At 74.0% G+C, this 26,391-nt stretch carries 23 protein-coding genes; 12 read left to right on the top strand and 11 right to left on the bottom strand.

All coding sequences use genetic code 11. From position 1 onward, the window contains the following. Positions 1-44 precede the first annotated feature (44 nt). The gene (locus B207_RS0123840) at positions 45-776 is read right to left on the bottom strand and encodes a metallophosphoesterase family protein (protein WP_018639135.1); all 732 of its coding nucleotides are present in this window, start codon (positions 774-776) and stop codon (positions 45-47) included. Continuing rightward, positions 773-1,807, bottom strand: coding sequence for a hypothetical protein (locus tag B207_RS0123835; RefSeq protein WP_018639133.1), 1,035 nt, complete (start codon positions 1,805-1,807; stop codon positions 773-775). Before B207_RS0123835 ends, B207_RS0123840 begins: the two co-directional genes overlap by 4 nt. 875 nt (positions 1,808-2,682) lie before the next feature. Here B207_RS0123835 and B207_RS35260 point away from each other — a divergent pair. From B207_RS35260 to B207_RS0123820, 3 genes are all read left to right on the top strand, one after another. Beyond that, on the top strand, positions 2,683-3,228 hold the full coding sequence (locus B207_RS35260) for a MarR family winged helix-turn-helix transcriptional regulator (protein ID WP_018639131.1): 546 nt from the start codon (positions 2,683-2,685) through the stop codon (positions 3,226-3,228). Between the two features lie 368 nt (positions 3,229-3,596). After that, a complete protein-coding gene (locus tag B207_RS35255) occupies positions 3,597-4,853 on the top strand; it encodes a CapA family protein (protein WP_230205187.1) in 1,257 nt (418 codons plus the stop codon). Positions 4,854-5,028: 175 nt separating this feature from the next. Then, the gene (locus tag B207_RS0123820; RefSeq protein WP_018639128.1) at positions 5,029-5,541 is read left to right on the top strand and encodes a DoxX family protein; all 513 of its coding nucleotides are present in this window, start codon (positions 5,029-5,031) and stop codon (positions 5,539-5,541) included. Between the two features lie 237 nt (positions 5,542-5,778). On the opposite strand, the gene B207_RS0123815 is transcribed toward B207_RS0123820, so the two are convergent. After that, positions 5,779-6,030 carry a DUF6158 family protein gene (locus B207_RS0123815; protein ID WP_018639127.1) on the bottom strand — a complete coding sequence of 84 codons (252 nt, stop codon included), beginning with the start codon at positions 6,028-6,030 and terminating at the stop codon, positions 5,779-5,781. A gap of 647 nt (positions 6,031-6,677) precedes the next feature. On the opposite strand from B207_RS0123815, the gene B207_RS0123810 reads away from it, so the two are divergent. Together B207_RS0123810 and mscL are read left to right on the top strand one after the other, a co-directional pair. Continuing rightward, entirely contained in the window at positions 6,678-9,026 is a 2,349-nt protein-coding gene (locus B207_RS0123810) for an Hsp70 family protein (RefSeq protein WP_018639126.1), read from the top strand. 69 nt (positions 9,027-9,095) lie between these two features. Further along, the gene (mscL, locus tag B207_RS0123805) at positions 9,096-9,590 is read left to right on the top strand and encodes a large conductance mechanosensitive channel protein MscL (RefSeq protein WP_018639125.1); all 495 of its coding nucleotides are present in this window, start codon (positions 9,096-9,098) and stop codon (positions 9,588-9,590) included. Between the two features lie 47 nt (positions 9,591-9,637). On the opposite strand, the gene B207_RS0123800 is transcribed toward mscL, so the two are convergent. The 3 genes from B207_RS0123800 to B207_RS0123790 form a co-directional block, all read right to left on the bottom strand. Beyond that, on the bottom strand, positions 9,638-9,940 hold the full coding sequence (locus B207_RS0123800) for a YdhR family protein (RefSeq protein ID WP_018639123.1): 303 nt from the start codon (positions 9,938-9,940) through the stop codon (positions 9,638-9,640). Positions 9,941-9,986: 46 nt separating this feature from the next. Beyond that, entirely contained in the window at positions 9,987-10,799 is an 813-nt protein-coding gene (locus B207_RS0123795) for an oxygen-binding di-iron domain-containing protein (protein WP_026311381.1), read from the bottom strand. A 147-nt stretch (positions 10,800-10,946) separates the two neighbouring features. Beyond that, on the bottom strand, positions 10,947-11,735 hold the full coding sequence (locus B207_RS0123790) for a maleylpyruvate isomerase family mycothiol-dependent enzyme (protein WP_018639120.1): 789 nt from the start codon (positions 11,733-11,735) through the stop codon (positions 10,947-10,949). A 66-nt stretch (positions 11,736-11,801) separates the two neighbouring features. On the opposite strand from B207_RS0123790, the gene B207_RS0123785 reads away from it, so the two are divergent. Continuing rightward, the gene (locus tag B207_RS0123785; protein ID WP_084692290.1) at positions 11,802-14,717 is read left to right on the top strand and encodes a helix-turn-helix transcriptional regulator; all 2,916 of its coding nucleotides are present in this window, start codon (positions 11,802-11,804) and stop codon (positions 14,715-14,717) included. On the opposite strand, the gene B207_RS0123780 is transcribed toward B207_RS0123785, so the two are convergent. Further along, positions 14,714-15,196 (bottom strand): DUF3237 family protein, encoded by a 483-nt coding sequence (locus tag B207_RS0123780; RefSeq protein WP_018639117.1) that lies wholly within the window; start codon positions 15,194-15,196, stop codon positions 14,714-14,716. The genes B207_RS0123785 and B207_RS0123780 overlap by 4 nt on opposite strands. Positions 15,197-15,467: 271 nt before the next feature. Further along, entirely contained in the window at positions 15,468-15,743 is a 276-nt protein-coding gene (locus B207_RS41825; RefSeq protein ID WP_230205186.1) for a hypothetical protein, read from the bottom strand. Here B207_RS41825 and B207_RS41820 point away from each other — a divergent pair. The 4 genes from B207_RS41820 (at position 15,724) to B207_RS0123760 (ending at position 21,452) form a co-directional block, all read left to right on the top strand. After that, positions 15,724-16,005 carry a hypothetical protein gene (locus B207_RS41820; protein ID WP_018639114.1) on the top strand — a complete coding sequence of 94 codons (282 nt, stop codon included), beginning with the start codon at positions 15,724-15,726 and terminating at the stop codon, positions 16,003-16,005. The two genes, B207_RS41825 and B207_RS41820, sit on opposite strands and share 20 nt — an antisense overlap. Positions 16,006-16,372: 367 nt before the next feature. Continuing rightward, positions 16,373-17,131 carry an ABC transporter ATP-binding protein gene (locus B207_RS0123770; protein WP_230205185.1) on the top strand — a complete coding sequence of 253 codons (759 nt, stop codon included), beginning with the start codon at positions 16,373-16,375 and terminating at the stop codon, positions 17,129-17,131. After that, the gene (locus B207_RS0123765; protein WP_018639112.1) at positions 17,128-18,816 is read left to right on the top strand and encodes a sensor histidine kinase; all 1,689 of its coding nucleotides are present in this window, start codon (positions 17,128-17,130) and stop codon (positions 18,814-18,816) included. The genes B207_RS0123770 and B207_RS0123765 overlap by 4 nt, the downstream gene beginning before the upstream one ends. After that, entirely contained in the window at positions 18,813-21,452 is a 2,640-nt protein-coding gene (locus B207_RS0123760; RefSeq protein ID WP_154675583.1) for an ABC transporter permease, read from the top strand. Before B207_RS0123765 ends, B207_RS0123760 begins: the two co-directional genes overlap by 4 nt. 35 nt (positions 21,453-21,487) lie before the next feature. Here the strand turns inward: B207_RS0123760 and B207_RS0123755 are convergent, their stop codons facing one another. From B207_RS0123755 to B207_RS37225, 3 genes are all read right to left on the bottom strand, one after another. Next, on the bottom strand, positions 21,488-21,904 hold the full coding sequence (locus B207_RS0123755) for a response regulator (RefSeq protein WP_018639109.1): 417 nt from the start codon (positions 21,902-21,904) through the stop codon (positions 21,488-21,490). A gap of 51 nt (positions 21,905-21,955) precedes the next feature. Next, complete coding sequence (locus B207_RS0123750; RefSeq protein ID WP_018639107.1) at positions 21,956-22,663, bottom strand: response regulator transcription factor; 708 nt, start codon at positions 22,661-22,663, stop codon at positions 21,956-21,958. 71 nt (positions 22,664-22,734) lie between these two features. Then, positions 22,735-23,712 (bottom strand): hypothetical protein, encoded by a 978-nt coding sequence (locus tag B207_RS37225; RefSeq protein WP_051102636.1) that lies wholly within the window; start codon positions 23,710-23,712, stop codon positions 22,735-22,737. Positions 23,713-23,927: 215 nt separating this feature from the next. On the opposite strand from B207_RS37225, the gene B207_RS0123740 reads away from it, so the two are divergent. Both B207_RS0123740 and B207_RS0123735 read left to right on the top strand, forming a co-directional pair. Next, on the top strand, positions 23,928-24,623 hold the full coding sequence (locus B207_RS0123740; RefSeq protein WP_018639105.1) for a response regulator transcription factor: 696 nt from the start codon (positions 23,928-23,930) through the stop codon (positions 24,621-24,623). 11 nt (positions 24,624-24,634) lie between these two features. Further along, positions 24,635-26,386, top strand: a complete 1,752-nt coding sequence (locus B207_RS0123735; protein ID WP_018639102.1) for a sensor histidine kinase — start codon at positions 24,635-24,637, stop codon at positions 26,384-26,386. The last annotated feature ends 5 nt before the right edge of the window (positions 26,387-26,391 follow it).

Raw genomic sequence — 26,391 nt, 5'->3', positions numbered from 1 at the left:
CCTTCCCCGACCGCGACAACAGAACCCTCGCCGTGACGGAGATGTCACGAAGAGCAAGCGCCGTGGGCGCCGACCTCGTACAGGGCGAAGGCCCGGCCGATCACCGGCCGGGCGACGTTGCGCACCGGCACCCCGCCGGCGGTACGGCCCTTCTCCGATCCGCCATGGGCGTGCCCGTGCAGCGCCAGCTGGGCGTGGCCGCCGTCGACAGCCTCCGCGAGGTGGTAGCTGCCGAGGAACGGGAAGATCTCCGGGCGTTCACCGGCGAGCGTGTCCGGGACGGGCGAGTAGTGCGTGAGCGCGATCCGGATGTCGCACTCCAGGGCATCGAGGGCACCGCGCAGCGCGGCACTCACCTCCTTCGAGTGACGGACGAACGCCTTCATCAGCGGTTCGCCGAAGTCGCTGCCGCTGGCCCCCGCGAACCCGCCGCCGAAACCCTTCGCACCGGCGACCCCGAGGCAGGTGTCACCGACCCGCAGCACCATCCCCTCGCCCTCCAGCGTGCGGACGCCCGCCTGGGCCAGCACCTTGACCACCTGGTCGGGCTGGTCCCCGTGGTGGTCGTGGTTTCCGAGCACGGCGATCACCGGGATCTCGGCCCCGGCGAGCTCGCCGGCCACCACCTCGGCCTCCGCCACGCTGCCGTGCTGGGTGAGGTCGCCGGCGATCAGGAGGACGTCGGCGAGGTCACCGATCCCGACCAGGCAGGGCGCGAACGACCCCGGCGAGTCGGTACCCAGGTGAATGTCACCGACGGCGGCAATTCTGATCACGACACGCTCTCCACCGTCGGCGGGGACTCCTGCTGCGACACGGTGACCTGGTTACGGATCGGCCGGTCGGGAACGATCTCGGCGAGCACGATGTCGACAGCGGTCCGGCGGGTCTCCATGGCCACCTCGCCCCGCACGATGACGGCGTCCGACGCCACGGCGACCTCCAGGCCCAGCTCGGCGACCCGCGGGTCCTCCGCCAGACGTTCACGCAGCTCGCCGGCGAGGTACTCGGCCGGTTCGGTGACGTCCAGCTGTCCGGCCGCGGCCGAGGCGCTCTCGGGCGCGCCGGTCACCGCCCCGCTACCGGCCGGCGGGGTGGTCACCGCCTCGCCCGCAGACCCCCCGCCGGAGGACGGCAGGCCGACGGGCGACGGACCGGCGGACGCTGGACCGGCGGACGCTGGACCAGTGAACGGTGGACCAGCGAACGGTGGACCGGCGGGAGAGGGAGACAGACCGCCGGGAGACAGGCGTGCGGGCGCGGGAATGAGCTGCAACCGGGTCGCCACGAGCAGGGCCGCCTCGGCGAACGGCGACTCAGCGGTGGCCTGGCGCACCTGCGTCCAGTCCACCTGCTCCCGCATCGCCCGGATCATCGGGATGACCCGGCCCAGATCGCAGTAGCGCTCGTCCAGAGCAAGCAGGGTCATCTCGAACCAGTCGGTGGCGTCCAGCACCGGCATCCGGACCGAGTCGACCGACATGTCCCGCGACCGGGCCAGCATCTCGTCGGTCACCGCCCGCCCGACCGGGTGGTGGATCAGGTCCACCAGGACGTCGCCGTCATAGACCTTGGTCAGCCAGTCCTCCGGCGGGTCCACCGGGCGCAGCCCGGCGTCGCACAGGACGTCCACCGCCCGCGGGACGTCCGTCTCCCGGAGCATGAAGTCGACATCGTGCACCGGCTCGGGCCCGCCGCGTGCCCAGCAGGCGTAGCTGCCGCCGAGCGCGAAGGGGATCTGCGCCTCCTTGAGCGTGACGGCGACCCGTTTCAGGCTTTCCCGCAGACCGCGGGGTGCGTCATCCATGACGGTCGGGTACCCACGCCGATCGTTCTGACTCCCCGAACGCCACATCCGTGTCGGTCGGTCCCGCATCGGGCCGCGGGCGGGCGCATCACCGCCAATTCGGACACAACCTCGGTGCCGCACCACGGTGACACAGGCGACCCTATGGTCGTGTTCACGACACGTAAGCACACGGTCTTCCACCGGCTGCATCCGCACGGGCATGGCACCGTTTCCCGCCGGCAGGTGCCCTCCCGGACACGGCAGGTAGGCCGTGCGGGTCGCGCCGCCAAGGGGCCCGACCGGGGCGGTACGAAGAAGTCCGCCTTGTTGTTCCCGGCCGTGACGGACGTGACGTACGCATCCCGACCCTGGACGACTGTATGCGGCACAGGACACTCGTCAGGCGATATTTCCTGACATAGGTCTCGCTGACATATCTGGTCCCAGGGTTGCGACCTGTTCCCGGGAAGTTGGCCGGGCCGCCGCGAAGACCCAGGTCCTGCGGCCTGGCAAGGGCCCGCTCGGGCTACGCCAAACACGGCACGGCCACACCGACGAGCAGCCTGAATCGATCCCCCGGCACCGGTCTGCCCCCGGACGGCGCCATGTCAGGCACACTCACTGAGCACGATGACCATCATCGGAGATCGGCGGCGGAGGTCCGGCACCGCGCGATCCATATCTTTCGGTAACCGGTGATGTTTTTGGAACATGCCGGATGAGTTACCCGTTCCGGGGGGTCGCCCTCGTTCGATTCCTCCGGCTTGCCGGCAACGGGCGTACAGATGCGAGATGATGACCAACACGAAGCCCTGCCGTCGGGCGCACGAACGTCCCCGCCCTACAGCCCGGAATGGAACGAAGCCCTGACCCCGCTCACACGATCCGAGCATGTGACCATCCAGACCCGTGAGGACGCCGTGAACCAGCGATACCCGGGACCGAGACGGCCGGCCGAGGAGACCGACCCCGGCCGTGCGCGGCCCGTCGCAGACCTGTCGACACACCCCGGACAGCTCGCCCGCCGTCTGCAGCAGGTCACATATCAACTCTGGACGGCAGTCGTCTCCACCGAGACGACTCCGCCGCAGTTCGTCGTTCTCAACAGCCTGCTCGCCGACCCCGACATCGACCAGCGCACGCTGGGTGAACGGGCGTCGCTCGACCGCTCCACCGTCGCCGACGTCGTGGCCCGCCTCGTGCAGCGCGGCCTGATCCGCCGTGTCCGCGATCCTCGCGACGGCCGCCGCAACGTCCTGCGGCTGACGCAGCGCGGCGAGGCGACCCACAGCCATGTCGCGAGCCGGGTGGAACGCATGAACGACCTGCTGCTCTCCCCCCTGTCCACCGACGAGCGCACAGCGCTGCGCTCCATGCTGACGCGGATCATCGAGTCCGTGCCGGCGATCTCAGCGGCGGAAGGGACCGCCGCGGTCTGACGCGGGATCGGCCTCACCTCTCAGATCTCAGATCTCAGAAAGATCGAACTACCAAGAGTAGTGGGGCCGACACCCGTCGCCTAGGTTGGAGGGGTCCACCCGTCCGACCAGCCCGAGCGATGGGGACGATGCCGCGCAGACGCTTCCGGCACCAGCTGCGCCCCTGGCATCGCCGGCGCTCGTGGCACCGCCGGCGCTCGTGGCACCGACCGCTTTCCGTACATCGCCCACGTTCCGCGCATCGCCCGGCTTCGTCGCACCCGCCCGAAGTGAACAGTCCGCGCCCTGCAGTGCCGACGGACGGTCGGCCAGACCCTCCGTCCGGCCGGCTCCTGATCGCGGGAGCTCTCGTCCTGGCGGTCGCGGCCGTGGGTTTCGGGCTGTATCCAGACATCCTGAGCCGGCATCTGCTGACTGTCGGCAGTGATCCCGGTGGCATCCGCGCCACCCATCCGGACGCCACCACCCATCCGGACGCCACCGCCCGGTCGGCCTGGCCACCGTCGACGGGAGGTCCGTCAGGCGGCCGCGCCCCGGACCGGGAGGCCACGGAACTGACGCTGATCTTCAGCGGCGGGCTTCTCCTGACCGCTGCCGCGGCCGGTGCGACACTGGCGCCGCTCGGCAGTCTGCTCTCCTCCGCCGATCTCGCGGTCTGTCAGGGCCCCGTCATCCTCACCGGAGCGCCCGAGCCAGCCGCCGAGGCACTGCGCCGGGCCGGTTTCGACGCCTGTGCCACCGCGACCGGCCACACCGCCCAGCTGGGGGACGCGGACAGAAGCAGCCTGCTGGACGCGCTCGACGGCGCCTCGATCACCCACAGCGGAGCGGCGCGCGACCGCGCCGAGGCCGGAGCACTCACCATGCTGCCGGTCCACGGTGCCCAGATCGCGCTGCTTTCGGCCACCGACGCGGGCCAGTCCGCGACCGCCCGGGGGGCGACGGGCGGTGACACCGACGGAGGAGTCGACCGCCTCGACCCCGCGCGGATCCTGCAGGACGCGGCCCGCGCCCGGGACGCCGGAGCCGACCTGGTCATCGCTTCACTGGACTGGGGTGGCCCCCCGCCGACCGAACCGGCCGCATCGACCCCACCGACCGAACGGCAGCGTCTCACCGCCCGCGAGCTGCTGGGCTCGCCGTTGATCGACCTGGTGGTGGGTTCGGGCAGCGGCGCGGTGCAGCCGTTCGAGGCAGTCAACGGAAAGTACGTCGCCTACGGCATGAGCGCCGCCACGGCCTCCGCCGCGGGTACCCGTGGCAGCACCCCGGGGAATACGCCCGACAGCGCCCGGAGTCGGGACGGCCTGCTGCTGCATGTGCTGGTACGCAACACCGGGCTTGGCTGGATGATCGCCGGCCTCACCTACAGCCCCACCTGGACCAGGGATGACGGTGCCGTTCTTCCCGTTGCCGACGCCCTCGACGATCCGGGCACCGCCCTCGGCGTCCGGTCGGAGCTGACCGCCTCCTGGCTGCGAACAGTCGCCGCCGTGACCGGGCTCGGGCCTGTGGACGGAACCCGCCCCGACCGCGCGCCCCGCCACTTCGACACCGGCCCGGCGTCGGCTGTGCCCCCTGGGGACGGGACCACGAACGGGACCACGAACGGGACCACCGGCTGAGCTGAAAGCCACCGGGCCGGCCTTCAGCGCGCAAGCTGTCGAATCTGCGCCGAAGTACCGCTAGCGTCTGCGGTGCAGCAGACCTCTCTGACCCGGTGAACAACCTCGCGCCACTCGTTACCCATGGATCCCAACCGTCCGTACTGGCCGGTCCCCTCCCTTGGAGGCAGTACCCGTGACCTCGCCCGACACCGCGGCGCTCGTGCTCAGAATCGTCGTGGGCCTGACCATCGTCGCCCACGGCTACAACCACATTTTCGGGCCCGGCGGTGTGCAGGGCACCGCGGGCTGGTTCTCGAGCATGGGCCTGCGGCCCGGCATCGTGCATGCCTGGATGTCCGGCCTGACGGAACTCGCGGCCGGTTTCGGGCTCGCTTTCGGGTTCCTGACCCCGTTCAGCGCGGGCGCGATCATCGGGACCATGGTGGTGGCAGGGATCACCGCCCACCGCAAGAACGGCTTCTTCATCTTCAAGCCGGGCCAGGGGTACGAGTACGTGCTCATGATCGCGGTTGTCGCGGCCGGCATCGCGATCCTCGGGCCGGGCAGGGCGTCCCTGGACCACGCGATCGGAATCGACCTCGACGGGTGGGCCGGCGGCCTCATCGCCGTCGGGCTGGGAGTCGTCGGCTCGGCCGCCCTGCTCGGCGGCGCCTGGCGGCCGGAGAAGCCGGCGCCCACCACCTGACTGTCGGGCGCCACCTGCTTGCCGGGCGCCTCGGGCCCGCGGCGATCTCGTGATCGCCCGTGATCGCCCGGCGCCTCGCCCAGGCCGGCCGCCACCTCCTGACCGCCCGGCGGTCAGGAGGTGGCGGCCGCTGTCGTTTTCCGACCCGAACCGGCCCGACAGAGCCCGGTCGGCCAGCGCCGGCGGTCCGGACCTGATCGGCGATGTCAGTGGGGCGGCGGTCCCGCCCCACCGGCCTCAGCCGGGCAGAACGCCGGCCGCGCGGCGGCGGCCGGCCCTGGTCCGGCGCGGGTCGGGGCTGGCCGAGTCCGGGAAGCGGCGCAGGTACTCGCGCTCGAGTTCGAGCATGCGCTGGGTGTGCGTCTCGAATGCGTCCTCGCTCCCGGTGAGGAAGGTGTCATGCCTGGTCAGGTGCAGATGGCGTACCTCCCGCACAAGGTCGGCATCGGACAGTTCAGGGGCGGGGATTCCCTCGGGGCGATGGCTCATGTCAGACAGCTACCCGTAACCCGACTACCCGGAACCGCCGCGGGCGCCGCGCCGGCGACGCCGGGAAGCAGATCGGGGCCGGGCGGCGGGGGAACCGGGTCCGGCAGCGGACTCGGGGGTATCGGGTCCGGACCAGGGCCCGGAGGCACCGGATCCGGCCCTGGACCCGGCGGCACCGGGTCCGGACCAGGGCCCGGAGGCACCGGATCCGGCCCTGGACCCGGCGGGACGGGGTCTGGCCCGGGGCCCGGAGGCGTGACGGCGTGCTGCGGATCCGCTCGTCGCGGGATGGCGATGCGCATAACCGGAACCTCCAGCTGTGAGCCGGTCGCAGGGGCCCGCTCGGGCCAGGCCCGAGCGGTGTTGCTCACCCCGCCGCGGGTGACCGCGCGGCCCGCGCCGGGTGATCTCTCCTGGTCGCCTACCCCTCCCACCCCGTCGCACACCCGGCCCGCCGAACCACGGTGCGTGGGCCGCCGCTACGATGCCCGGACAACGTCGGCCATCTCCGGACAACGCCGTGACCTGCGGTCGAACGTCCGGCCGAGGTCCAGGCGGCGGGACGTCCAGACGGTGGGACGTCCAGACGGTGGGACGTCACCACCGGCCGAAGGGCCCAGGCCGCGACGGTCAACGGAGGGGTGCCGGTGGGGGAGCCGATCCTCGCGATCGACTACGGCACCTACCAGGCATCCGCGGCACTGGTCGTCGACGGTCAGGTCGCGCTGGTCCGGGAGCCGGCGAGCGGTGCCGTGGCCTGGCCCTCCTCGGTTCTCGCGGACGGTGACCAGCTGCTCGTCGGCACCCTCGCCGAGCGCCGCAAACGCATCTGGCCGGCTGCCTACCACGGCGGGGTGAAGCGGGCGCTGACCCGCAGCACCGGCATCGTGCTGGACGGCCGCAGCCACCCCCCTGCCGGGCTGGTGACCGCGGTCCTCACGGCGCTGCGCACCGAGGCCGAGGCCCAGTTGGACGGGGTGGCGCTGCGCCGGGCCGTGGTCACCGTCCCGGCGAGCTATGACCCGGCCGGGCCCCTGCGCCACACGATGATCAACGCCGCCGAGGAGGCCGGGTTCGTCGACGTCGATCTGCTCGCCGAGCCGGTCGCGGCCGCCTGGGCGCCGCCCGGACCCGCCAGCCCCCGGCCGGGTGATCTCGTGCTGGTCTACGACCTCGGCGGCGGCACCTTCGAGGCGTCCCTGGTCATGTTCGGGGAGGGCGGGCGGCACGAGCTGCTCGGTCACAGCGCGCTGCACGACTGCGGCGGGCGGGATTTCGACCAGCTCCTCTACGACGAGATCCTCGGCCACTACGGTCCCGGGCTGGAGCCGCTGCTCAACCCGTCCGGTGTCGGAGAGGTGTTCCAGACCGCCGCCAGCCGCACCCGCCACGAGCTGCTCGACTTCGCCCGCGCGGTGAAACACCAGCTCACCGACGTCGCTTTCGTCGAGGACGTGTTCAGCCCCGCCGGGCTGCTCGTCAGCCTGGACCGGGACCGGTTCACCAAACTGGCCTCGCCCACCCTGGCCCGGACGATGGCCTGCTGCCAGCACCTGCTGGAGACCACCGGGATCACGCCGGAGCAGCTCGCCGGGGCGCTGCCCGTCGGCGGCGCGTCCCGGATGCCGGTCGTCACCGAGATTCTCGCCGGGCGGCTGGGGGTGGGCACCGACTGGCCTGCGCAGCACGTGTTCGCCCTGCCCGATCCGGACCAGGCCGTCGTACTCGGCGCGGCCTCCTGGGCGGCGACGGTGTCGACGCGGCGGATCGTCGCCGCCCGGCCCAATCCGGTGGTGCAGCCAGCCCGCTGGGACATTCCGGGTGGGCGGGCGACCATGGTGCGCTGGCTCGTCGAGCCCGGCGCGCGTTTCGACGCCGGGTCGGTGCTCGCCCGGGTCCGGCTCCGCGACGGCGCCCTGTTCGACCTGGCCGCGGAGGCCCCCGGCAGCCTCGTCGAGACCCATGCCGAGCCGGGCGCGCCCGTGCGGGACGTCGACTGGCTGGCCACCACGCTGCCCTCCGGCCCGGCCCCGGCCGGCGGCACCGCCCTGCCGGCCGACCTGCGCGGCTTCGAGCGCACCAGCCGCCCGTCCCGCAACGTCGAGGTGACGGCGCGGAGCACGCTGAGCGGCCACGAGCGGGACGTCACCTGCGCGGCCTTCTCCCCCGACGGCACCCTGCTGGCCACCACCAGCCGGGACGGGGCCCGGCTGTGGGACGTCGCCACCGGCCGCGCCGCCGGCCGGTTGGCCGGGCGGCGGATCGCCGGCCTGCACGGCTGCGCGTTCTCCCCCGACGGGCGGCTGCTCGCCACGACCGGCGCCGACAAGACCGCACGGGTCTGGGAGATCGCGACCGAACGGGCGGTGCTGAACCTCACCGGCCACAAGGGCCCCGTCTACGGCTGCGCGTTCTCCCCCGACGGGACCATGCTGGCCACCGTCAGCACCGATCGCACCGTCCGGTTGTGGGGGGTGTCGACCGGTTCCTGCCTCGCGACACTCGCCGGCCACCGCGGCGCTGTCTACGGCTGCGCGTTCTCCCCCGACGGCCACCTGCTTGTCACCGCCGGCGCCGACCAGACCCTGCTGTGGGACGCGGCACGCGGCGAGAAGATCCGTGACCTCGACGGCCACACCAACTTCGCGAACGGCTGCTCGTTCTCGCCCGACGGCCTGTTGCTGGCCACGACCAGCAACGACGGCACCCGGCTGACCGACGTTCCGACCGGGACGGCGACGCTGACCCTGCCGGGCTCCGCGCAGAGCTGCGCGTTCTCCCCCGACGGGCTGGTGCTGGCGACCGCGAGCACCGACGACACCGCCCGGCTGTGGGATGTCGCCACGGGCACCGCGGTGGCGACGCTGACCGGCCACACCAGCACGGTGATGGCGTGCGCGTTCGCCCCCTACGGCCTGCTGCTCGCGACGACGAGCACCGACATGACCGCCCGTCTCTGGGACATCACCTACGTCCCCGACAGCACCATCCGCTGACCACCCCCGAGCAACCCCCCATTACCCTGCCAACGGCAGACATACGGGGGAGAGTGCGGAGGTGCGGGCATGTCCGGATGGGAGAGGGCCGCAGGCAGGGGGCGCGGGGTCGTCGAGACACCCACCCGCCTGATCGGGCCGGGGCTGCGGGGCTTCAAGCAGTTCCTGATGCGGGGCAACATCGTCGACCTGGCCATCGCGGTGGTCATCGGCACCGCGTTCACCGCCGTTGTGACGTCCCTGGTGAAGAATCTGTTCACCCCGTTGATCGCCGCCATCGGCGGGGAGCCGGACTTCGACGGCCTGACGTTCACGATCAACGGCAGCGTTTTCCGCTACGGCACCTTCATCAACGACGTGCTCGCCTTCCTGATCGTCGCCGCCACGATCTACTTCCTGGTCGTCCTCCCGATCGCGAAGGCGAACGAGCTGCGGCGGCGCGGCGAGCCGCAGCCGGTCGAGGAGGAGCCGGTGATCAGTGACGAGGCCCGGCTGCTCATCGAGATCCGGGACCTGCTCGCCACCGGCCGGCCCACCGGGACGGTCCCGCCGCAGCAGCGCTGAGCCGCCGCCTCGCCGTCGGACGTCCGCGACGGCTCACCCTGGCCGGGTCAGCAACCGCGGGTGATCTCCGTCGGTGCGCGCAGGACGGCGAAGTCGCGGGAGACGACGTCCGCCATCGCGGGGTTGGCCCGCAACCCGGCGAAGATCTCTCCGTTCTGGTACGCGCGCATCGACGCCTCGTCGTCCCAGAGATAGACGCCACCGTAGGTGTTCGTGCCGGTGTCGCCGAGCCAGACCTTCGACCGCAGCCCGCGCAGCCCGGCGAAGGTGGGCGCGATCGTGTCGACGTGGTTGCGGTAGGAGGCCTCGTCGAGGCCGTCAAGATGAAAAGTGACGATCTGAACGTGCACGGTCTGTTCCTCCTGTGTATTCGGGGCCTGCATGTTCGGGGACGCCTCAGACGGCGGCCGGCGCCATGCCGGCCAGCAGGACGTCGAGCTGGGCCTGCGTGGTCGCGGGCGGTGGGGTCGTCGTCACCGCCGCGGCCAGGTTGGCGAGCATCGTCTCGGTCTGCCCGTGCGCCGGCGGCAGGTGGGAGCTGAGGATCGCGGTCGGTTCGAGCCGGCGGACCGCGTCGAGGGACCGGGCGAAGACCGCCGGGTCGACACTGCCGACCCAGGGGCTGTCCACGTTCGCCCACGCGGCCTGCGCGGCGGCGACGACACCCGGGTCGAGATCGGCGATCGAGGTGGCCGCAGCCTCCTGGGCGGTGGGCAGCGGCGCGCCGAAGGCGTCCGAGCTGAACAGCACGCCGCTGCTGTCGTCGAGCAGGCCCAGCGTGGCGGGGCTGTCGAACAGCGGCGGGCGCAGCGCCACCAGCTCACGGTCGCCGGCCGGCAGACGCTCGCCGGGGGTGACCAGGCGCAGCCGGTCCAGCGGGAACGGGCGCGCGGGGAGCATGCGCCCGACGGCGAAGAAGTCGGTCGCGACCCGGGCGCGCGGCGCCAGCTCCAGCAGACGCTCCAGGCTGCCGGTGTGGTCGGCGTCCTCGTGGGTCAGCCAGATCCAGGCCAGGTCCTCGATCCGCATGATCGAGGACAGCGCGTCGAGGAACTGCTCACTGAGCACCCCCGCCCCGGTGTCGACGAGGACGGGTTCGGCGGCGCGCAGGACGAAGGCGTTCATCGGGATGACACCCACGTTCGGCACGGGGAACAGGGTCGGGATGACGTGGACGTCGCGCGTCGCGGCGAACGGCTCCAGCACCATGGGTTCCACGGGATCTCTCCTCACAGTCGGTGTCCGGTGTGGTCGATCCTGTCAGCGCGCGGGACGGGCAGGGGTGGGGAACGGACCCCCGGTCAACGCCCACGGTCACCCAGCTAGCTCCCGGGCCCGCCGTCGGAACACCCGCCGTCAGAACGGGACGGGCGTGGCCAGCGGGGGCTCGCCGCGGCCGGACACCGCCCGGCAGAACTCGACCGCGTCGGCGGTGAGGGACTCGCGCCCGCCCTCGCCCTCGCGCTCCTCTTCGCGGCGGTGCTCGAACTCGCCTCCGGCCGGCCCGGTGAGACTCAGCCGGACGGGCCGGCGGTGCCGGCGCACCCACTCGGCGACGATGTCGGCGACGATCCGACCGTCATGCGCCGCGGTGAGCAGCGGGGAACGACCGGTGGCGCGGCAGATGTCGATCCGGTGCATCCACGTGTCGCGGGTGTAGATCGTGCCGGCGAGGAAGCCCAGCCGCCAGGTCTCGTACACGGGCTCACCGATCCGCACCGGGATCATCCGGGCCCAGGTGGCCATCCGCCCGCGCCAGCGCACGGCGAGGCCGGCCGCCGCCTCGAACCGGGCGATCAGTTCCGTCGGGTCGAGCCCCTCACGGCACGAGACCTGATAGGCCGACACCGGATCGACGGCGAACGCGAGCCCCGCCCGGCCGCGGCGAAGCTGGCGCGCCATCTCCACCGGGTGGGCGTTGGCCTCGGTGGCGCCGAGGACGTGGGCCGCCAACCGGCGTACGTCCCAGCCCTGGCAGTCGGTGGGCCGGGACCAGTCGACGTCCTGAAGGTCCCGCAGCAGCCGGGCGAACCGGTCGTACTCGGCGGCGGCGAGGACTCCGGCCTCGTACGCCGTGATCGGTGGGATCTCCTCTACCCGCAGCGCCGTCACCCGACCCGCCTCCCCCAGCCGCATCGCCTGCATCGTCGGACAGCATCAATCCTCTGTCACCGGCGACATCCCGGTGCCGCGTCGTGGCAGGCTTGATCCATGAGCACGCAGCGCCCAGGCCCGCGGCTGGTGGGCCGGGTCGCGGAGGTCGCGCGGCTCGACCGCGCCGTCGACGAGGCCGGGCAGGGCCGCGGCGGCGCGCTGGCGCTGGTCGGGGAGGCCGGCATCGGCAAGTCCCGGCTGGCCGGCCATGCCGTGGACCGCGCCCGTGACCGCGGCCTGCTCGTGCTGTGCGGGCGCGCTGCCGGCGGCACGTCCACGGCGCCGTTCCGTCCCCTGTCCGAGGCGTTGCACGGAGGCTTCCGCGGCCAGCCACCCCCCTCGGAGCCGGCGGTCACCGCGCTGCTGCCGACGCTGGCGCACCTCGTGCCGCACTGGTCGACCCGGCTCGCTCCGCACACCTCGACACTCGCGATCGCCGAGGCGCTGCTGCGGCTCATGCAGATCGCCGGTCGCGGGCGCGGCACGCTCCTCGTCGTCGAGGACCTGCACTGGGCCGATCGCGACACGCTGGAGGTGCTGGAGTACCTCGCGGACAACACCGGCACCCACCAGGCGGCCTGCGTGTTCACGGTGCGCCCGGGGCCGCCCGGGGCCGCGCGGGCGGTGCGACGGCTCGCCGACCGGCGAGCCATCGAACTCCTGCCGGTCGGCCCGCTCCCACCCGCCGACGTCGAACGCCTGACGCTGGCGTACCTGGACCGCGACGCCGTCCCCGGCGAGCTGCTGGCGTTCGTCCACGAGCATGCCGACGGCGTCCCGTTCCTCGTGGAGGAACTCCTCGCCGGGCTCGCCGGCGCCGATCTGCTCGATCCGCGGGCAGGCGACCGGACCCCGCAGGGGCCTCATCGGTCTCATGGGCCGCTGCCGGTCGTGCTCCCGACGAGCTTCGCCGCGTCCATCGCCGGCCGGATGGCCGAGCTGTCCGACGAGCAGAGCCGGGTGCTGCGCGCCACGGCCCTGCTCGGCCGCGACATCGACTGGGACGCACTGACGCGGGTCAGCGGCACACCGCCCGAGCAGGTCCTCGACGCACTGCGGGCCGCGACCGCCGCGCAGCTGCTCACCGGCGACGGCGGCACGCTGCGGTTCCGGCACGCGCTGACCCGCCAGTACATCCTGGACCAGATGCTGCCGCCGGAACGGGCGGCCCTCGCCGGGCGAGCCCTCGCCGCCGCGGTGACCTCCGACCCCGACCGGGCCGCCGAGCTCGCGCTCATGGCAGGGGACACCGCCCGGGCGACGGACAGTCTGCTGGCCGCCGCGGCCAGGGCCCGCGACCACGGGGCCCTGGCCACCGCCGCCGCGCGACTGGAGCACGCGGCGCGACTGGCCGGGCCGGACGCGGCTGTGGAGGTCGCCGAACGGCTCGCCGAGGTGCACGCCCTGGCCGGCGACGTCGAGGCGGCGACCGCCCTGGCCGAACCCGCGCTCGCCACCCGCCGCGCCCGCGGCGACAGCCCCCGTCGTCTCGCCGACCTGGAGCTTCTGCTGGGCAGGGCCGCGCTGACCGCCGGCGCCTACCCGCGTGCCGAGCGGCACGCGGAGGCCGCGGCGTCGGCGGCGGGCTCCGCGGCCGACACCGTCCGGCGGGCGCGGGCGGTGGTACTCGCCGCGCAGATCGCGGTGAGCCGGGGATCGGTCGCGGACGCCGAGCGACTCGCCGGCGAGGTGCTCGACCTGATCGGCGACGACGTTCCGGAGGTGCGGTGCGAGGCGCTGGAGGTTCTCGGCCGCGCCCGGCGGATCCACGACGTCACCGCCGCGGAGAAGCTGTTCACCTCCGCGCTGGACGTGGCCGAGCGCCACCAGCTCAGTCTGTGGCGCGCCCGGGCCCTGCACGAACTCGGCACCATCGACCTGCTCGACCGGATGTCGACCGACCGGCTGGCCACCGCCCGGCGCGCGGCGATCGAGGCCGGTTCCCCGGCGCTGGCCGCGGTCGCCGACTTCCACCTCGCCTCGGCGCTGATCGCGCGCAACAACCTCGCGGACGGCCGCGCCGCGGCCCTGCGTGCGGTGGATCTCGCCAGCCGCCTGCGCCTGGCCGTGCTACCGCCGGCGCTCACCATCCTGGCCCGCTCCTACGCGCACGAACGCGACCAGGCCCAGGTCGCGGCCGTCGTCGCCCGCATCACCGAGGCCGCTCCCGACGATCCGGCGGTCGAGGCGGCGGTGCACAGCCACGTGTACGCGATGCTCGCCCTGCACAGCGCGGACGCCGCCGGCGCGCGCGCCGCCCTCGACCGCTCGGCGGTACTGCTGCGCGCCTGCCCCGGTGAGCACGACCCGCACCGCGGCCTGTGGGCGCTGCTGTGCACCCTCGGCGAGGACGGCCACGACGGCGAGCGCGGCGGCGCGGACCGCGGCGCGGACGAGCGCGCCGCGGCGGCCGCCGCGGCTGGCTCGGACACCCGGTTCAACCGCGCGGCGCTACGGGCCGCCGAGGCGGTCGTCGCCGGCCGGGCCGGCGACGCGGCGGCCGCGGCGGCACACCGGGACGCCGCCGTGACCGATGTCCGCGGCTACCAGGGCGCGCAGTGGTTCGTCCATCTCTTCGGATGGCTGCTGGCGCCGTCCGCGGCCGCGGACGGCTGGGGTGACCCGGTCGGCTGGCTGCAGGCCGCCGTCCGCTGGTTCGCCGACCACGGGCACGAGCCGCTCGCCACGTCGGCTCGGCGTCTGCTGCGGGAGTCCGGCGCCGTGGTCCCCCGCAGCGGACGGGGCGTGTCCCCGGTGCCGGACTCCCTACGCGCGCTCGGCGTCACCAGCCGCGAGGTCGACGTTCTGCGCCTGCTCGCCTCCGGCCTGACCAACCGGCAGATCGCCGAGCGCCTCGTCGTGTCCGCCAAGACGGTCGAGAAGCACGTAGCGAGCCTGCTGGCCAAGACCGGCGAGCCCAACCGCGCAGGGCTGCGCGCCCGGTACCCGGGCGGCCGGGGCATCGGGCCCTAGCGTGCCGGAACGGCGACCCGGCCGAGGCGGTGGGCCCGCACGACCAGCTCACCGGTGCCCATGTTGACGAATCCGGTGTGGGCGACCGCAACCCGGTTCAGGTCGGCCAACGCCGGGACGCCCGTCTCGAACGTCGCGAAGACCTCGAGCGCGAACGGCACGTCCGGCCAGGTGAACCCGTCCGCTGTGAGCACCTCCGCGGGCGGGACCGCCATCCCCTCCGGCGGGAGAGCGTAGCCGGTGATCCGCACGGCGACCTGGGCGGTGCCGAGCCGCACCAGCTCGTGGCCGTCGACCACGCCCACGCCGTCGGGACGCACCCGGAAGTGGTCCACGCCGGTCATCGTGGCTCCGTCCAGCGGCCCGCCCGACAGCCGTCCGCCGAAGTAGCCGTTCATCCGCACCCCGCCCGGCACCGCGCCGATCATCTCGATCCGGTCGAAGGTGCCGTCCATCCGGTAGAACAGCTTCGCATCCATCAGGTCCTCCTCGTGGCCCGACCGCCCTCCGTGGCGGCCGCCGTGCCTGTCGACCAGGCTGCCGGCGTCCGAGGACCCGGCCCAGGTGGCGGCGACCCCCGCCTACGGCTCGAACCCACCCAGTTAGCGCTGGTCCTCGCGGCCGTGGTCCGGCTCCGGCCGGCGGGGCCTGGACTGCCGGCGGAGCACCGGAGCACGGCGAGACACAGAGCACCGGAGCACCGGAGCACCGGAGCACCGGGCCGGCCCTACGCCGACCCGGTAGCTCCCGTCAGGCGTCGTACCGGGGCGCGTCGTCCGGGCACTCCAGGTCGAGGTCCGCGGCGACGCTGTCGGGCACGAGGCCGCAGCCGACCTCGTAGCTGCCGAGCTGCACCAGCTCCCAGCCTCCCGCGCCGCGGTGCAGCACGGCCTCGGCGCGGTCGACGTCGTCGGCCACGGGCAGGAGCTCGACCCAGGCCCAGGTCTGGTCGGAGGCGGCCAGCACCGTTCCCGTCACCTGGTAGCTGCGCGCCGGCACGGCGGAGGTGAGCGAGCTGCTCCGCACCGCCTCCGCGATCACCGCGGACTCGCTCGGCGAGGGCGGCACGGCGCCGGGGCGGTCGATCGAGGCGGTCACGACGTCAGCCCTCGGCACGGGAATCTGGCTCGCGGGCGCCGGACCCGTGGACACGGCGAAGGCCGTGCCGGCGGTGACCGCGCCGGCCGCCACGACACTGGCCGCCGCGGCGACCGCGGGACGCGCGACGCGAACGCGGCTGCGGCTGCCCGGGCGTGAGGTCCGGCTGGGCGAGACGGGACGGCGGTGACGGGCCATTGGCTGCACCTACCCAGTCTGCGCAGGTGAACCCCCCAAATCGAGCGAGTTTCGCGGTCAGGCTGGCGACAGACCACATCCGACCCACAGCACACGAACCATATCCATTGAGGCGCAACGACTCCTGGCCCACCCAGAAGCCACAGGGGGCCAGATTCCGGCCCGCGTCCGGACCCGGCTCGGACGCCCGTCGCGCCGGGGATGTTCCCCGACAGGCCGCGATCGGGTGAAATGAGCAGTCCGATCCGACCGGCGGACGGGCCGCCGGAGAACAGGCCGGTGGAGGGCCGTCAGACAGACGGGCCGACGGACAGACGGGGACAGGCCGCGCCCGGGCGCGGACGTGGGGGGCGGACGCAGTGTCAGGGGATGTGGAGAACCCGGTGGTCGTGCTGCGCTCGGTCTACCGGACGTTCGCCGCCGACACCGCGCCGGTGCACGCGCTGCGCGGCGCGGGGCTGACGGTCGCGCGCGGCGAGTTCGTGGCGGTGATGGGGCCGTCCGGGAGCGGGAAGTCGACCCTGCTGAACGTCGTCGCCGGCCTGGAGCGGGTTGACGAGGGGGCCGTGACGGTCGCCGGCATGTCCCTGGTCGCCCGCTCGGAGGCCGACCTGGCGCGGATGCGCCGCCGCCACGTCGGCATGGTGTTCCAGTTCTTCCACCTGCTGGAGACGATGACGGTCGCGGACAACGTGGTCCTGGCGGCGCGGCTGTCCGGGGCCGGCCGACGGGCCGCCGTCCGGCGCGGGCACGACCTGCTGGACCTGCTCGGTCTGTTGGAGCGGGCCGACGCGCTGCCCGGCACGCTCTCCGGCGGGCAGCGCCAGCGGCTGGCCATCGCGCGGGCGCTGGCCAACGAGCCGACGGTCCTGCTGGCGGACGAACCGACCGGTGCGCTGGACTCCGCCGGGGCCGCCGAGGTCCTCGACCTGTTCACCCGGCTGCACCGCCGCGGCCAGACCATTCTCATGGTCACCCACGACCGCCAGGTCGCCGCCGGCGCCGAGCGGATCGTGACCATGCGCGACGGTCGGGTCTCAGCCCCGCCCGAGGCGTCGGCGTCACCCGACCGGGCCCAGGCGTCCGAGGTGGCCGGGGCGTCCGAGGTGGTGGCATGACGCATCCGCGCCGCCAGCTGGCGGCGGCCGCGCTGCTGACCGCCGTGGCGGTGACCGCGATGTGCGCGGCCCCCCGACTGCTCGGCGGGCACAGCCCCGGCTGGTCGGTCCCGCTGGCAGTGGACGTCGTGCTGCTCGTGGTCGGGGTGGGGGCCGGCTGGGTTCCCTGGGCACGGCTGCGGTCCGAGCGAGCCCTGATGATCGCGGCGGACCTGGCCTGCCTGGCCGGGGTCGCCGCGCTGGGCCTGGCGGCCGCGCTGGCCGTGCTGGGGCACCGTCCGCTCGACGGCGGTGAGGACTTCACCGGACCGGTACTGGTCGCCACCGCACTCGCCGCGGCCACGGCGGCGGGCGCCCGCGCCCGCACGCTGAATGTGGTCCTCGGCGTGGTACGAGGTGCCCGGTACGCGCCGGACGACGTCCTGCGGACGTTCGGCGAGGACGCCAGCCGTGGCGTCGGCCTGAACGAGACCCTCCGCGGGCTCGGCGAGGCGCTGCGGCGCGGCCTGACGCTGCAGCGGGTGGAGATCTGGACCGGAGCCGCCGGCCGCCTGACCGCCGCCGTCGTCCTTCCCGACATCGAGGGCACCCCACCCGCGGGCGCCGGTGTCGCCATCAGCGACAGCAGCAGCGATGCCGACGGCGAAGGCGACGCCACGGGCGGTGGAGCGCAGGTGGGGTCGGCGATGAACCTCACCGTGGCCGATCTGGTCGCGCTCGCCCGGACCCGGGTGGCGGGACCCGGCTGGCTCGCCCTGTGGGTGCCGAGCCTCGCCCGCAGGCACGGTGACCTGCAGGTCCGGGTGATCCCCGCCCGCGCCGGCGGCGCGCTGCTCGGCATGCTCGTGGTGAGCCGCCCGCCGGAGGCGCCGCGCTTCTCCGAGCAGGAGGACCGCATGCTGGCCGAGCTCGGGACCCGACTCGGCACCGTCCTGCACAACCGTCAGCTGGACGCCAACCTGCGGGACGCCCTCGCCGACCTGCGTCACGCCAACGACGAGCTGCGGGTCTCCCGGGCGCGTCTGGTGGCCACGGCCGACGCCGAGCGGCGACGGATCGAACGGGACCTGCACGACGGGGCCCAGCAGCAGCTCGTCTCGCTCGCCGTCGGGCTGCGGCTGGTCCGTGACCTCGTCGCGGACAGCATGGGCGAGGAGACCGCCGCTGCTAGGAACGAGGACGCCGTCGCCGCTCGGAACGAGGACGCCGCGGCCGCCGACGAGCTGCTCACCGCCATGGCCGAGCAGGTGACCGAGACGATCGCCGAGGTCCGCAACCTCGCCCACGGCATCTACCCGCCGCTGCTGCGCTCCTCCGGCCTGGCCGAGGCGCTTCGCGCCGCGGGACAGCGGTCGGCGCTCGGCGTCACGGTCGGTGCCGACGGGATCGGCCGCTACCCGCCCGACATCGAGGCCGCCGTCTACTTCTGCTGCCTGGAGGCCCTCCAGAACGCGGCGAAGCATGCGGCCGGCTGCTCCGTGGACATCCTTCTCGTCGAGGAGGAAAGCGCACTCACGTTCACCGTTCGTGACAACGGCCCCGGCTTCGACCCGCAGCGATCCGAACGCGGCCATGGCATGACCAACATGGCGGACCGGATCGGCGCCATCGGCGGAACGTTGCGCTGGGAGTCCGCGGTGGGAACGGGGACGCGGGTGCTCGGGATCGTCCCGGCGGCACGATGAGAGGCGCCCTGGGCGCGGTCGGCATGATCGCGCGGGCCGAGCTGCGGCGCCGCTGGGTGGCCCTCACCGCGCTCGGCGTCCTGATCGGCGTGGTCGTCGGGGTCGTCGCCGGGACGGCGGCGCTGATCCGGCGCACCGCCACCGCCCACGACCGTCTCGAACGCGCCTCCGCCGTGCCCGACCTGCAGGTCAACTACCTCGGCCGGGATCCGGAGGTGGCCCGCCAGATAGCCGCGGTGCCGGGCGTCGTCGGCTCCAGGACGGCAGTCGGCGCGGTCGGGCGGATCGAGGACAGAGCGTCCGTCTCCTACATCGGCATCCTCGGGGACACCGGCGGCGGGGACACCAGCGGCCCACGTGGCCTGTACGCGCCCGTGGTTGTCAAGGGCCACGGCTACGACCCGCGCTCGCCCGACGAGGTGCTGCTGGACGAGCGGGCGGCGGACTGGTGGGGGTTCGACGTCGGCGACACCATCACGCTGCGCCTGCTCACGACCTCTGACTTCCTGAACTTCGACACCGGTTTCGGGACGCCGGGCGGGCCGGTCCTGAAGCTGGTGGTGACCGGCCTGACCCGGATGGCGGGCGAGAACGTCCGCCAGATGCCCCTCATGGTCTCCCCGGCGCTCGCCGCGCGGCTCGACGCCGTGACGACCCTGGTCATGCTGCGGCTGAAGCCGGGCCCGGAGGCCATGGCGACAGCATCCTCGGCGCTGCGGCGCATCGGGCTGGGTCTGCGCACCGACCCGCTCGCCAGCGAGTTCCCCGCGCTGCAGGTGTCTCGGCCGGCCACCGACGGCGACGCCCGCATCGCCGCGACGCAGCGGGTCCTGGTCACGGGACTGATCGTCTTTGCCGCCGTGGTCGGGGTGGCGGGGATGGCCGCGGCGAGCCAGGCCTTCTTCCGCCATCACGCCGCCGGCGCGCGTACCCAGCAGATCGAGGCGGTGCTCGGCCTGCCCGCGCTGGGGCGGGCAGGTGCCCGGGTGCTCGCCGCCGCACCGGCCGCCGCGGTCGCCGCCGCTGTCGCCGCGGCCGGTCCCCTGCTCGCGGGCCGCTTCGAACCGCTCGGGCCGCTCGCCGGGATGGAGCCGCACCCCGGCTACGCCGGGAACACCGCTCTGACCTGCATCGCCGCCGGGGCCGGCCTGCTGGCGACAGCCCTGATCGCGGCCATCACCGCCATCCGGGCGGGCCAGCGCCCGGGCGAACTCGGCCGGGTGTTCACCGGGCGGCCCGGCGTGGCGGCGCCCGGATGGTCCGCGACGTCAGGATGGCCCGCGACGTCAGGATGGCCCGCGACGTCAGGATGGCCCGCGGCGCCCGGTCAGCCCCGCCCGCCGCGCGGGTCCCTGCCAGGTGGGGCACCGGTGTCCCGCCGGGCCGGCAGTCCCGGTAACGCGGTGGCCAGACGGGGCCCCGTCTGGCTGTGGATCGGCGCCTCGTTCGCGCTCGACCGCGGGCGGGACCGGGTGACGGCGGCCCGCCGGCCCGCCATCACCGGGACGGCCATCGGGGTGACCGGGCTCATCGCCGCCGCGACGATCGCGGGCGGGATGAGCCGGCTCGCCGACGATCCGCACCGGTACGGCTGGAACGCCGATCTGGAGATCACCGACGCTCGCCCGGACATCGTCAACCGGCTGGCGGCGGACCCGCGGGTCGCCGCGGTCAGCATGCTCGACGCCTCGACCGCGACCGTCGAGATCGACGAGGACGGGCACGCGCTGCCCGCTCCGGACACGCTGGTGGGCATCGGGCCCGGTGACGCCGGGCCGGGCGCGATCGGCCGCGGTGACGTCGACCCCGGGGTTGACGTCACCGTCTACGCGCTCTCCCCCAAACCGGGGGCGGCCGGGCCCGACATCGGCTGGACCCTCTTCGAAGGGCTGGCACCGCGGCGCACGAACGAGGTGGCGATCGGCCCGCGGACCGCCCGCCAGCTCGACCTGGACGTCGGCGACCACCTCAGCGTCGCCACGAACAACGGCGGCCACGCCCAGCTGCGGGTCACCGGCATCGGGATCGGCCCCGTCCTCAGCGGCGAGCGTCTCGGCGAGAGCATGCTGGTGGAGCCCGACATGCTCACCCGCGTCCAGCGCACCCAGCCGCTGCGCAGCGGCCTCGTGCGGGCCATCCCGCAGGTCGACCCGGTCAACCTCGCCGCCGCCCTCGGCACCGAGTACGAGATCGACACCGGGTTCGTACCGACCGAGGTGGCGAACCTCGGCGGCATGGGGCGGCTGCCGACGATGCTGCAGACCGTTCTGGCGGCCCTCGCCATCGCCGCCGCCGGCCACGCCGTCGGAACCACCTGGCGTTCCTCGCAGGGCGAGCTCGCCATCCTGCGCACCCTCGGGTTCACGCCCGGGCAGACCGCGCGGATCCCGCTGGTGACGTCCTGTGTGACCGCCGCGCTGGCAGTCGGCGTCGGGATTCCGCTCGGGCTGCTGATCGGCCGGCTGGCCTGGTGGGAGATCGCCATGGCCACCGGTGTGTCCACCGACCTGGCGGTGCCGGTCGGCCTGCTGGTCGCCCTGCCCCCGGCCGCGATGCTGACCGCCCTGGTCATCGCCGCCCTGCCGGCCGCGCGGGCGGGGCGGCTGCTGCCCGGCGCTGTCCTGCGGGGCGAATAGCCCGCTTCGTCGGACGGCCCCGCCGGCGGGGCCGTCTACAGATCCTGCGCGGGGCTGGAAGGCGGGGCGCTGGGAGGCGGGGCGTGCCGGTGCCAGATGTCGCGCAGCACGTTCGGGGCCAGGTCCTCCTTGCACAGATAGTCCAGCCCGCTGTCGGCGACGGCGGCCGGAAGATCCGTCCGGCCGTAGGTGGAGCAGAGGACGACGACCGTGCCCGGGGCGTCGTGGCGGATCCGGGATCCGGCGACGACCCCGTTGATACCCGGCAGGTTCACATCCATCAGCACCAGGTCAGGGCGCAGTTCGGCGGCGGCGGTCAGGGCGGCCTCGCCCGTCTCGGCCTCACCGGCGAGAACGAAGCCGGCGGCGCGGCGCAGCACGGCCCGCACCGCGAGCCGGAAGGGGCGCTGGTCATCGACGACCAGCACGGAGACCGCCGGGGGGGAGCTCATGACATCAGTCTGGCCGGACCCGGCCCGGCGCCCAAGGGTGTAGCCATGTCATCAGCCCGGTGTGGCTACCTTCCCCGTCGGCCCGCTGGCCGGGCGATGCCCGGAGTGCAGATACAGCAGGACGGCCTTCACCCGCCGGTTCAGGTCCGGCTCGTCGGTGAGGCCGAGCTTCGCGAAGATCGAGTTGGAGTGCTTCTCCACCGCCCGTTCGGACAGGACGAGCGCCGCGGCGATCGCCGCGTTGCTCCAGCCCTGGGCCATGTGGCTCAGCACCTCCAGCTCCCGCGGGGTCAGCCTTTCCAGCTCGCTGTGCTGCCGGCGGGCGTTCGCGGCGACGAGGCCCTCCACCACGGCCGGGTCGATCACCGACTCCCCGGCCGCGACGGCGCGGATCGCACGGAGCAGATCGTCCACACCCGCCACCCGCTCCTTGAGCAGGTAGGCACGGCCCGACGAGCCGCCTTCTAGCAGCGCCAGCGCGTAGGTCGCCTCGGCGTGCTGGCTCAGCACGACCACTCCGACCCGCGGCCGCTCGCGGCGCAGCCACCCGGCGACCTTGATGCCCTCATCGGAACGGGACGGCGGCATCCGGATGTCGGTGACCACGACATCCGGATCGTGATCGCGGACGGCCTGTTCCAGCGACGGCCGGTCGGTGGCGGTGCCGACCAGGTCGAGCCCGTCCGCCCGCTCGATGAGCGTCGCAAGACCATGCCGGAGCAGTGCATTGTCCTCAGCAAGGACGACACGAACGGCCATCCGTCCACTCTAGGCCTGGATCAACGCGCCCAACCGGCGCGACGAAGCCGTCCGATGTCCGGATCAGGACCTCAGGCGGACGCCGCCGCGGTGCCGGTCTCGGTACCGCCCCGCCCGCGGTCCGGGACCGCGGTCGGTGCCACCAACGCGACCTGGCGCGCGAGCGGACCCGCCAGGACCGGCGGAGGCGGCGGCAGCGGCGGGGTTCCGCCGGGCGACACCGGGCCGGCCTGAACCGAATCAGCCTGGACGGAGTCAGCCTGGACGGAGTCAGTCTGGTCCGACCCACCGCCACCGCCACCGCCGCCGAAGCCCTGGCCGGTGGCGCCGCCCGGCAGTTGACCCGGGACGCCGGCGCCGCCCGCGCCCTGGCCCTGCCCCGGGAAGCCGCCGCCCGGTGCGGTCTGCCCGTCCGCGGCACCCTCGGTGATCGCGGTGGCGGTCGCGGCGGTGCCGGCGGCGGCCCCGTCCGCCACGGTCGCGGTCACGCGGACGGAGTCACCGACCTCGATGTCGTCGATCCGCCCGCCGGTGCCGGTGCCGGTGCCGACGGCCGTGTCCCCGGTGACGGTGTAGGTGGCGGTGAAGTCGTCGGGGCTGCGGACCGTCACGGAGGCGGTGTCCACCGCGGAGACCTCGCCGGACTGTGTCCGGACGGTCTGGTAGCCGCCGGAGCCGTCAGCGGTGACGAACTCCCCGTGCAGGGAGGCGGTGACACCGGCACCCAGACTGCTCCCGGTGCCGGTGGGAGCACCGGCCTGGAGCGGTCCCCCCATCCGCAGGCCGCCGGGCCCGCCGCTCCCCTGCCCGTCGCCGAGGCTGCTCGCGTTGACAGCGGCCGCCGCGCCGACGGCGAGGGCGAGCGCGGCGGCACCCACCACGGCCGTGCGGCCCAGGCCCCAGTGCCGCGGCCCGCCGACGGCCTCCCGGGCGGACCCCTGCGCAGCCGCCGGAGGGATCGGCGGCGATGCCGGACCAGTCGCGGGTGCCGGCCCGGCCGGCGGCATCGGCGGGGACGTGGGCGGGTCGGTGGGCCCGACATGAATCATGTCCGTTCTCCTCGTCCCGGCCGGTCGGTCACCGCGCCGTCGGGGAGGACGGTTCACCACGAAGCTGTGGGCAACCTGTGATGACGCTGGGCACCGGATGTGTGATCACAGCCGGCGCACCGGGCGGCCAGCGCACCGGGCAGAGCGACCGAGAACACAGGGGATCCACAGAAGATCTTCAGAGAACCCACAGGAAACGCTCTCATCCTGACTCCATGCAGCCGCCGAGCCCCCGCATCCTTGTCGTCGATGACGAGAGCACGCTGTCGGAGCTGCTGTCGATGGCCCTGCGCTACGAGGGCTGGGAGGTCCGCACCGCACCGGACGGGCGCGAAGCGCTGCAGGTCGCCCGCGGGTTCCGCCCGGACGCGGTCGTCCTCGACATGATGCTGCCGGACATGGACGGCCTGGACGTCCTGCGCAGGCTGCGCGCGGAGCGCCCCGATGTCCCGGTGCTGTTCCTCACCGCCCGTGACGCCGTCGAGGACAGGGTGGCCGGCCTGACCGCCGGCGGCGACGACTACGTCACCAAGCCGTTCAGCCTGGAGGAGCTGGTCGCCCGGCTGCGTGGCCTCCTCCGCAGGCTGCACCGCGCCACGGCGCCGGACGAGGCGGTCCTCGTCGTCGGCGACCTCGTCATGAACGAGGACAGCCGGGAGGTCACCCGGGGCGGGCACGAGGTGCGGCTGACCGCGACCGAGTTCGAGCTGCTGCGCTTCTTCATGCGCAACCCGCGGCGAGTACTGAGCAAGGCGCAGATCCTCGACCGCGTCTGGAACTACGACTTCGGCGGCCAGGTGAACGTCGTCGAGCTGTACGTCTCCTACCTGCGCCGGAAGATCGACGCCGGTCACCCTCCCATGATCCACACCATGCGCGGGGCCGGCTACGTGCTGCGCCCGGCGGCCTGAGCCGCCCCGCGATGGCGGAGCGGTGGCGCGGCCCGGCCGGGTGGTCGCTACGGACCAGGCTCCTCGCGCTGCTCCTCGCGCTGCTCGCCGTCGTGTCCGCGGTGATCGTTCTCGTGACGGTGGTCGCGCTGCGCGGTGTGCTCGTCGAGCAGCTCGACGACCGGTTGAGGGGCGCGAGCGGGCGCCAGGTCGGGGTGCTGCTGCCCCCGGCGGGAATGCGGCCCGGCTACGTCGGCGCTGCTCCCGGGAGCAGCGCCGACGTGCTCAGGCCGGAACTCGATCCGTCCACGCTGACGGCGACCCAGCGCCTCGACCTGGCCCTCGGCCGCGGCCAGTCGCCCGGGACCCTCGGCGCCATCCTGGAGCTGCGGCATCCCATACCCGTGCCGGCCGCCGGGCCCGAGGCCCCACCCGCCGCCGTCGATCAGGACGTCGCCGTCCTGATCAGCGGGGTGACCGCCGCGATCATCGGTGACGGATCGTCGCTGACCACGCTCTCCGGCGAGGTTCTCGCCACGGTGGCGCGGGTCCCGCTCGACGGTCAGCCGCACACCTACGCGATCGACGGTCACGGCGACTACCGCCTGATCGCCCGGCCCGAGCCGGACGGGCGGGCCATCCTCGTCACCGGCCTGCCGATGGACGAGCTCGGCTCCACCCTGACCAGGACGGCCGGGATCGGCGCCGGCGTCGCGGCGCTGGGTGTGCTCGCCGCGGCAGTGGCGGGCGCTGCGATCATCCGGGTGACGCTGCGCCCCCTGCGCCGGGTGGCGGCCGCCGCGGCGCAGGTGGCGAAGCTGCCGCTCCACCGTGGGGCTGTCGACCTCCCCGCACTCGAACCGAACGTCGACACCGATCCGCGCACCGAGGTCGGGCAGGTCGGCGCGGCCCTCGACCAGATGCTCGGCCACATCGGAGCTGCCTTCGCCGCGCGGCACGCCACCGAGACCCGGATGCGCCAGTTCCTCGCGGACGCCAGCCACGAGCTGCGGACACCGCTCGCCGCGATCAGCGGGTACGCGCAGCTCACCCGCCGCACCCGCGACACCGTCCCGCCCGACGTCGTGTACGCCATGGCACGCGTCGAGTCCGAGAGCGCGCGGATGACGGCACTCGTCTCCGACCTGCTGCTGCTCGCCCGCCTGGACTCCGGCCGGCCGCTGGACCGCGAGGCCGTCGACCTGTCACGGCTCGTGGTGGACGCCGTCAGCGACGCCCATGTCGCCGCGCCCACCCACCGCTTCCAGCTCGACCTGCCCGACGAGCCGGTGACGGCTGTCGGGGACCCGGCACGCCTGCACCAGGTGCTCACGAACCTGCTGGCCAACGCCCGCGCCCACACCCCGTCGGGGAGCGCGGTCACCGCCCGGCTGACGACCCAGGTGGTCCCGGCCGCACCGGGTACCGCCGGCTCCCCGGGCATGCCCGCCCCGCTCGGCGCCCGCGCCGTGCTGCAGGTGATCGACGACGGCCCCGGCATCCCGCCCGACCTGCTCCCCCGGGTCTTCGAACGCTTCGCCCGGGGCGAGCGCTCCCGCTCCCGGGCCGCCGGCAGCACCGGCCTGGGCCTGTCCATCGTGGCCGCGGTGGTGGAGGCGCACGGCGGTCGGGTGGACGTCGCCAGCAGGCCCGGTCAGACGGTGTTCACGGTGATCCTCCCGATGGCCGCGGCGGACGGCCCGCGCCACCGGGCGGAACCAGAGCCGGCGATCGCCGCCGGCGACGCCCCCGTTCCGCACCGGGGCCCGCACTCTCACAGCTGAGGCAC

The organism is Parafrankia elaeagni, from assembly GCF_000374165.1.
Taxonomy (GTDB): domain Bacteria; phylum Actinomycetota; class Actinomycetes; order Frankiales; family Frankiaceae; genus Parafrankia; species Parafrankia elaeagni.
This window is presented reverse-complemented; position numbering and strand designations above follow the sequence as displayed.